The sequence below is a fragment of the Zarconia sp. genome, assembly GCF_057467645.1.
On record NZ_JBRJXU010000124.1, the window covers coordinates 1 to 8,577 of the forward strand.

Below are 8,577 nucleotides of genomic sequence, written 5' to 3' on the forward strand. Positions count from 1 at the left end.
CCCTCTGCCTCAAACCTAGGGAATCACCAAAACCGGACAAGGGGAAAGACTGATAACGCGGTTGGTGACACTTTCTGCGGCCCCTTCTTCGGTCAGGGTCAAGCCTCGGGTTCCCATAACAATGAGGTCGGCTTCCACTTCGTCGGCGACATCGCAGATGGTGAACGAGGGCATTCCTTCTCGTTCGATCGCTTCGGAGTCGATCTCTTGGGCGGCGAAGAGTTCTCGAGCGCCTTTGAGGAGTTCGGCGATCGCTTCAGGTGAATTCATGCGATCGGGTTTTTCCTCCGGCTTCGGGGGTTCGACGACGGATACGAGTACGAGTCGACTCTTACAGGTTTTTACAAGTTTGGCAACAGTTTCGGCAGCTTCGCGAGATTCTCGGCTGCCATCAATGGCAAATACGATTGTTTTGAACACGATCGTCACTCCGATGCACGGACTCCGGTAGAATTGTGGACGGTGCGAAGAACCATCTTAGCCGCCCGATTAGCGCATTGTTCAAAATCGCTTTAAATCGTAAAAATTGTTGAAAATTACAGACTTTTAGGAGGTTGATTTCAGTGTCTAAGAAGACTTTAGCAAATTTATCCGAATCCGATCTATCTGGCAAGCGAGTGCTGGTGCGCGCAGATTTTAACGTTCCCCTTGATGACTCGGGCAAAATTACCGACGATACCCGCATTCGGGCGGCACTGCCAACGATCCAAGACCTCATCGGTAAGGGCGCTAAGGTGATTCTCTCGAGCCATTTCGGTCGTCCCAAGGGTCAGGTGAAAGAGGAGATGCGTCTGACTCCAGTTGCCAAGCGCCTGTCGGAGTTGCTGGGTAAATCCGTAATTAAATGCGACGATTGCGTGGGTGAAATGGCCGAAGCCGCCGTCGCTAAGATGATGAAAGGCGACGTGCTGTTACTCGAGAACGTGCGCTTCTACGCCGAAGAAGAGAAAAACGAGTCGGGCTTTGCTCAAAAACTGGCTTCGCTCGCGGATGTTTACGTTAACGATGCCTTCGGAACCGCCCACCGCGCCCACGCTTCTACCGCTGGGGTCACCGAATACATCGATACCTGCGTTGCCGGTTACCTGATCGAGAAGGAACTCGAATTCCTGCAAAATGCGATCGAAAATCCCCAGAAGCCCCTGGCGGCGATTATCGGCGGATCGAAAGTTTCCAGCAAAATTGGCGTCATCGATACCCTGCTTGAAAAAGTCGACAAACTGTTCATCGGCGGCGGGATGATTTTCACCTTCTACAAGGCTCAGGGCAAGAGCGTCGGCAAGTCTTTGGTGGAAGAAGATAAGCTCGAATTGGCTAAATCTCTCGAAGCCAAAGCCAAGGAGAAAGGCGTTGAATTGCTGCTACCGACCGATGTGGTGGTTGCCGATAACTTCGCCCCCGATGCCAACTCTCAAACCGTGAGTATCGACGAGATTCCCGACGGTTGGATGGGCTTGGATATCGGTCCCGATTCCGTGAAAACTTTCCAAGCCGCCTTGTCTGATTGCAAATCCGTCCTCTGGAACGGACCCATGGGCGTGTTTGAATTCGATAAATTCGCGGTTGGCACCGAAGCGATCGCCAATAGCCTTGCCGAACTGACCGCTCAAGGAACTACCACCATCATCGGCGGTGGCGACTCCGTGGCAGCGGTGGAAAAAGTCGGTGTTGCCGAGAAAATGAGCCACATCTCCACCGGAGGCGGTGCCAGCTTGGAATTGCTCGAAGGCAAAACCCTCCCCGGAATTGCCGCCCTGGATGATGCGTAGGGTTTTTTAGGGCTTCGGGGACAAGGGGACAAGGGGACAAGGGGCTTCGGGGACAAGGGGACAAGGGGACAAGGGGACAAGGGGACAAGGGAGAGAGGTTATAGCGTCGCAACTGACCCATTGTCAATTGTCAATTGTCCATTGTCCATTCCCCATTCCCCATTCCCCATTCCCCATTCCCCGTTCCCTTTTCCGAATTCCTAATTCCTAATTCCTAATTCGTAGTAGCCGTTTCGAGCATCAGCTTCGATCGCTTCATCGCATCGGGAACGGGAATGGGATAGTCGCCGGTAAAGCACGCCGAACAGAAATGCTCGGGATGTTCGCCGGTGGCTTCGAGCATTCCTTGATGACTCAGGTAAGCTAAGGAATCCACCCCGATTTGCTGCTCGATTTCGGCAACGGATTTGGTGGCGGCAATTAGTTGGTCTTGACTGTCGGTGTCGATGCCGTAGAAGCAGGGATGAGTCACCGGCGGCGAGGAAATGCGCATGTGCACTTCCGTTGCCCCGGCATCCCGCAGGGCTTTGACGATTTTGCGGCTGGTGGTTCCCCGGACGATCGAATCATCGACGATCAGAACCCGCTTGCCGTCGAGAACATCTTTGAGGGGGTTGAGTTTCATTCGAATACCCACCTCCCGCATATGTTGGCTGGGTTGGATGAAAGTCCGCCCCACATAACGGTTTTTGATTAACCCTTCCCCATAGGGAATGCCCGAAGCCCGAGAAAAACCGATCGCCGCCGGAATCCCCGAGTCGGGAACCCCGATAATCATATCCACATCTGCAGGAGATTCTTTGGCGAGAACTTGTCCGATGCGCATCCGATAGCTATATAGGGTTTCGTGGTTCACCACGCTATCGGGACGGGAGAAGTAAATCATCTCGAAGACGCAGAGTTTGGGTTGCGGTTTCATCGCACAATGGATGGAAGACAAACCCGCCTGGGAGAGAAACACCAACTCTCCCGGTTCGACGTCCCGCACGTACTCCGCACCGATGATGTCGAGTCCGCAGGTTTCCGATGCCAGGACGTAGCGTCGGGGATTGCCTTCGAGGACACCAATGGTGAGGGGACGAATGCCGTTGGGATCGCGTACCCCCATGATGCCAATGGGAGTGGCAATGGTCAAACTAAATGCCCCCCGACACAGAGTCAGGGCACTCGAAATCGCCTCTAACCAGTCTTGACCGCGATCGACTTCGCTGGCGATCGCTTGGGTAATGACTTCCGTATCGCTGGTGGTGGTAAACTGACAGTTGCGTCGTTTCAACTCTTCTCGCAGCGGGTTGGCATTGACAATATTACCGTTATGTGCTAAAGCTAAAGGACCGAGGCGGGTTTCCACGACGATGGGCTGAGCGTTGCCCACGTGGCTAGAACCGGTGGTGGAGTAACGAGTATGACCGATCGCCGATTCTCCAGGCAATTGCGACAGAATCGACTCGTTAAAGACTTGGGACACCAATCCCATATTTTTGTAGATGTGAAGTTTGTTGCCCTCAAACGTGGCAATTCCCGCAGATTCTTGGCCTCGATGCTGAAGGGCGTACAATCCGAAATAGGTCAGTTTGGCAACGTCTTCTTCCGGTGCGTAGACGCCAAATACACCGCAAGCTTCTTCTGGTTTATCCAATCGCGCTGACAGGTCAAGGGTAGAGGTCGAGTTGGGCATCATAGGTTTAGAATTCCGACTGTTAGGGGCAAAAGGAAATAACTCTGATACTGTATCTTTTTGTAAAGCACGATCGCAAAGAGACAGTATCTTAATTTAATTATTTCTTAATTTCTCCTTTAACCGAACTTTTTTTGGGCGATCGTGTCAGGGATAAGATTTTTGCGCCAAGACAATAGCATCATCTCTCCTACCACTGCCGCGTACAATCTAGGTTAGGTCACACTCGTATGAGGGCTTCGGGGGCTTCGGGGGAAGACCTCACCACCAGAATTGAAAGAAATTGTCCTAACCGCCCTGGCAGTTGCTATACATCCACGGTAACAGCCCTCTGAAGTGAATGTCCTCCAGGGGTTAGATCGAGTTCGGTTGAATACCTCGTTCGGGGTTGTGTGTAGGGCATTAGTGAGGCGGCGAGTGCTTATGTGCAATTGGTCAAGGGTTTAGGAGTGTTGGGTATGGGGTGTGGGGTGTAGGATGTTGGGAAAATTCATCTCCCCTGTCCCCTTGTCCCCTTGTCCCCTTCAAGAGAACCGAGGCGGGTTTCCACGACGATGGGTTGAGCGTTGCCCACATGGCTCGAACCCGTGGTGGAGTGATGGAGTCGCCCATTCCCGGGCACTGTAGGAGGGGGGGCAAACACACAACTGCTGCCGCAACCAACTGCCGAGCAGGTGCACGGAGAGAGCGAGGAGTGACTCTTACGGACGTCTTTCCCCTCCGTAAGATGAGGGACACCGGGCAAGGTTCGGCAAACAAGCGAGATCGCCCTCACAAGTCCAGGAAACTCAGTGAAAACCCTCAAGCGTAGCTCATTGGAGAGAGAGTAGGATGAGAGGAGACAATAACGATACGAGGTAGTTGCCTACCATGGATGAAAATCTACCACCTATGATAAGTAGCTTCATGGGGCAGGTAGCGGAACCTGCAGGAGCGGAACAGGAAACTTGGAAACGAAACTTGGAGAGTTGGGTAGCGGAACTGGAAGAGCTGCCGGCTGAAGAGCGTGCGCTCGCGCTCGCGCCTCTCGCTCGCCTTCTGGAGCCCGCGATCTTGAGTGCGCGGGAAGAAAGAGCGCGGAAAGAGAGAGAGAAAGAGTGGCAAGAGAAACGGCAAGAGAAACGAACGAAAAGAAAAAAAGTGGAAGAGTGTCTGAAGTTGCTGAGAGACGCGATCCGCGATTCCAACTCGCAACGCAATAAAAACGAGGATAACCTCAACTTCCCCTGCTCGGGCGGCTACGAGGAGCATCCTCAACTCAACTTGGATAAACTCTCTGATGCAACGATTCGGTTAATTAAAAACAACTTGGATAAACTCAAGGATGCTATATGGGATGCTGATTATGCGTTTAGTGAGTATTTGGAAGTTAATGGGCGTGATGATCCCTTTCGTTTGGAAAAGGAAGTAGAAGAAGAGAGGTTTAATGGTTGTTTGGAAGCTCTAATTTTATGTTGTATGCTTCCTGTGGATTCGTGGGATTCATATATAAGGCTTTCCGGGTGGGACCAAAAACTGGGAGATTTCTACAAATGGAACAAAGAAGAGTTAGAGTTGAGTGAGGAAGAGGAGGAGTGTATGAACAAAGTGCGATTTTATGCCCTACAAAAAATGAGGTTATATAGAGGAAGTTAAGGCTTTGGGGCGGTTTTTTCAGGGAGCCACTTTTTCTACCTAACCTCCTGTTACCTACCTAACCCCTACCTAACCCACCACACCTACCTACTACCTAACCTCCTGTTACCTACCTAACCCCTACCTAACCTATTTCCCAACAACTCTATCGTGAACCGGTAGCACCTGGCACCATCAGGTTTAAGCCAACCCAAAAAAAGCCAAAAACCCGTTCCCGTCGGACAAATTAGCTTACCCTTTGCCTATAAATCTCCCTCGAGTGCGATTTCGCAACCCGAAATTGCGGACGTCACCCAACCCTTCATCAAAGCCAATCGCTACATTGCCTGAGTGCTAATTAATGGGGAATGGGGAATGGGGAATGGGGAACGGGGAACGGGGAACGGGGAATGGGGAATGGAAAATACCTGTTTCTTCAATTAAATTTCTTTCTATTTCTGCCGCGTTGCACTAGTGCGTTGTGCGCGCGTGGTTAAGGCCTGGTGCATTGTGTCTACCAGGTGGTACGTGAATTCGGGTTAAGCACAGTAGCGGTAACGATCGGCAAAATTGAAATTCCACCACCCACTCTGTAATTCAAGGGCGATCGAAAATCGAAATAAATGACCAGCTTTTAACCCATGCAAGCCTTATATACTGGGCATTGTTAATTGTTAATTGACGCGGTGTGCAACTTTTGATTGCCAAAGTGAGCGAGTCGAAAAATCCCCCATTCCCCATTCCCCCGTGCGGTCAGGTTTTGGATACTGCTTACTCATGGCGTTATTCATTGTTTAACCGCTTCTCGATCGCCCCATACCAGCAATCGCTCATCCGTTCCTGGGAAATCTCAATTAAAGGATTGCCATCCATCGTCAAAATCGACAAACTCTCGCTCTTCTTCCCCACTTGACCCATTTCGTACCATCGATCGCCGAGTTGTCCCCCCAGATACGTCTCCCATTCCAATTGAAACTCCGGAGACACCGACACCAAAATTCGTGCCCCACATTCGCCAAAGAGAACCTCATCCCAACGCTCGATGAGATCGTCTTCGTTAGGAATGGTGACCTCAATCCCCAGCTTGCCGCAGATACAAGCCTCCGCTAGGGCAACGGCGAGTCCCCCTTCCGCGCAGTCGTGGGCGGATTTTACCCAACCCCGGCCAATTCCGTACCGACAAGCTTCCTGCACCCGCCGTTCCAACTCGAAATCCACCGCTGGGGGCTGTCCGGCGACGATGCCGTGAACGGATGCCAAGTATTCCGACCCCCCCAAAACCGGTTGAGACTCGGCTGGGGTGACTCCGAGGATGTAAATAATATCCTTCGGTGACTGCCAGCCTTGGGGGCAAATTTTCGTCAAATCCTCGATAATACCCACCATTCCCACCACCGGCGTGGGGTAAATGGGGGTGGGATTGCCGTCGGAGTCGAGGGTTTCGTTATAGAGGGAAACGTTACCCCCCGTCACCGGTGTTTTCAAGGCTTCGCAGGCTTCCGCGAGTCCCCGACAAGCTTCAGATAGCTGCCAGTAGCCGATCGGTTTTTCCGGGGAACCGAAGTTGAGGTTATCGGTGACAGCGACGGGTTCGGCCCCCACGCAACTGAGGTTCCGCGCCGCCTCGGCTACTACCGCTTTTGCCCCTTCGTAGGGGTCGAGATAGACGTAGCGGGGGTTGCAATCCACCGTTGCCGCCACCCCTTTATGGTTCGTCGTTTGATACTTATCCTTATCGGATTCGATCGGGCGCAACCGCATCACCGCCGCATCCGCCCCTCCCGGCAGCAACACGGTATTATTCTGCACTTGGTGGTCGTACTGGCGATAAATCCAACGTTTCGAGGCGATGGTTGGGGTATCGAGCATGGTGAGGAGGATATCTTCCCAATGTTGCAAATGTCCGCCGATTTGAATGCCCGATCGGGTGCAGGGAGGCAAATCGTCAATCGTCCACTTCCGCGCCTTCTTGACGTACTCCGGCAATTCCTCCAGCAGTTCCCGTTTGTAGATGGGGGTATTGTCTGCTAATGCCGTCGAAGGCACTTCCGCCGCCACTTCTCCCTTGAATAAGATGCGGACGATCGGGTCTTCGATCACCGTTCCCGCCACCACTGCCTGCAATCCCCAGCGATGGAAAATTTCGATTAACTCCTCTTCCCGTCCCTTTTCGGCGACGAACAGCATCCGTTCCTGGGATTCCGACAGCAGGTATTCGTAGGGAACCATTCCGGATTCGCGCACCGGCACTCGATCGAGATCGAACTCCACCCCCACGCCGCCACTAGCCGCCATTTCCGAAGTCGAACAAGTAATCCCCGCCGCCCCCATATCCTGGGCTGCCACCACCGCCCCGGTTTTAAAGGCTTCCAGGCAAGCTTCCACCAGGCATTTTTCTAGGAAGGGGTCGCCTACTTGTACCGCAGGGCGATCGTCCATGGATTCGTCGCTTAACTCGGCACTAGCAAAACTCGCGCCCCCCATGCCATCTCGTCCGGTAGTGGAACCCACGTACAGCACTGGATTTCCGATGCCAGAAGCCCCCGCTTTGACGATGTCCTCCGTTTCCATCAACCCGATCGCCATCACGTTCACCAGGGGATTGCCGCTATAAGCCGGGTCGAAATACACTTCTCCACCCACCGTGGGAACACCGAAACAGTTGCCGTAGTGGGCGATGCCTTCAATGACTCCGGTGAAGATGCGGCGCGTCCGGGCATCCTCGAGGGAACCGAAACGCAGGGAGTTGAGCACGGCCAGGGGACGGGCCCCCATCGTGAAGATATCCCGGAGAATGCCCCCGACTCCCGTGGCAGCCCCCTGAAATGGTTCGATCGCTGAGGGGTGGTTGTGGGACTCGATTTTAAAGGCTAGCCGGATGCCATCGCCGAAATCCACGACGCCGGCATTTTCTCCCGGCCCGACGAGGATGCGATCGCCCGTGGTAGGAAACTGTGACAGCAGGGGGCGAGAGTTCTTGTAGCAGCAATGTTCCGACCACATGACCCCGAACATCCCCAGTTCGGCTTTGTTAGGGTGTCTTCCCAAACGGCGGACGATTTCTTCGTATTCTTCGGGTTTGATGCCTTCTGAGGCGATTTCTTCGGGGGAAAAGGGAGATGCAGTCATAGGTGTTCGAGGAAGCGCAAACGGATAGCACAGTCATTGTATCGGGATTTTGGATCGATTCGTTCGTAAGGGGATAGAGACTCGAGACCGGACTAACTCCGTAGCGCAATAGTGAGGTTCCCATCAAGATTCGAGAGAGGACTAACTCTGTAGCGCAATAGTGAGGTCTTCCATCGAGATTCGAGAGAGGACTAACTCCGTACCGCAATAGTGAGGTCTCCCATCGAGATTCGAGAGAGGACTAACTCCGTACCGCAATAGTGAGGTCTCCCATCGAGATTCGAGAGAGGACTAACTCTGTAGCGCAATAGTAAAGTCTCCCATCGAGATTCGAGAGAGGACTAACTCCGTACCGCAATAGTGAGGTCTTCCATCGAAACTCGAGAC

The 8,577-nt window shown here is 53.0% G+C and carries 5 protein-coding genes; 2 read left to right on the forward strand and 3 right to left on the reverse strand.

Annotation, left to right across the window (positions count from 1 at the left end; all coding sequences use genetic code 11):
- Positions 1-15: 15 nt before the first annotated feature.
- Complete coding sequence (locus tag AC2215_RS19440; protein WP_486811662.1) at positions 16-420, reverse strand: universal stress protein; 405 nt, start codon at positions 418-420, stop codon at positions 16-18.
- Positions 421-563: 143 nt separating this feature from the next.
- Here AC2215_RS19440 and AC2215_RS19445 point away from each other — a divergent pair, with 143 nt between their 5' ends.
- Positions 564-1,769 carry a phosphoglycerate kinase gene (locus tag AC2215_RS19445; protein WP_486811663.1) on the forward strand — a complete coding sequence of 402 codons (1,206 nt, stop codon included), beginning with the start codon at positions 564-566 and terminating at the stop codon, positions 1,767-1,769.
- 214 nt (positions 1,770-1,983) lie between these two features.
- On the opposite strand, the gene purF is transcribed toward AC2215_RS19445, so the two are convergent.
- The gene (purF, locus tag AC2215_RS19450) at positions 1,984-3,450 is read right to left on the reverse strand and encodes an amidophosphoribosyltransferase (protein ID WP_486811664.1); all 1,467 of its coding nucleotides are present in this window, start codon (positions 3,448-3,450) and stop codon (positions 1,984-1,986) included.
- Between the two features lie 867 nt (positions 3,451-4,317).
- On the opposite strand from purF, the gene AC2215_RS19455 reads away from it, so the two are divergent.
- Positions 4,318-5,082 carry a hypothetical protein gene (locus AC2215_RS19455; RefSeq protein WP_486811665.1) on the forward strand — a complete coding sequence of 255 codons (765 nt, stop codon included), beginning with the start codon at positions 4,318-4,320 and terminating at the stop codon, positions 5,080-5,082.
- A 762-nt stretch (positions 5,083-5,844) separates the two neighbouring features.
- On the opposite strand, the gene purL is transcribed toward AC2215_RS19455, so the two are convergent.
- Entirely contained in the window at positions 5,845-8,190 is a 2,346-nt protein-coding gene (gene purL / locus AC2215_RS19460) for a phosphoribosylformylglycinamidine synthase subunit PurL (protein WP_486811666.1), read from the reverse strand.
- Between the last annotated feature and the right edge of the window lie 387 nt (positions 8,191-8,577).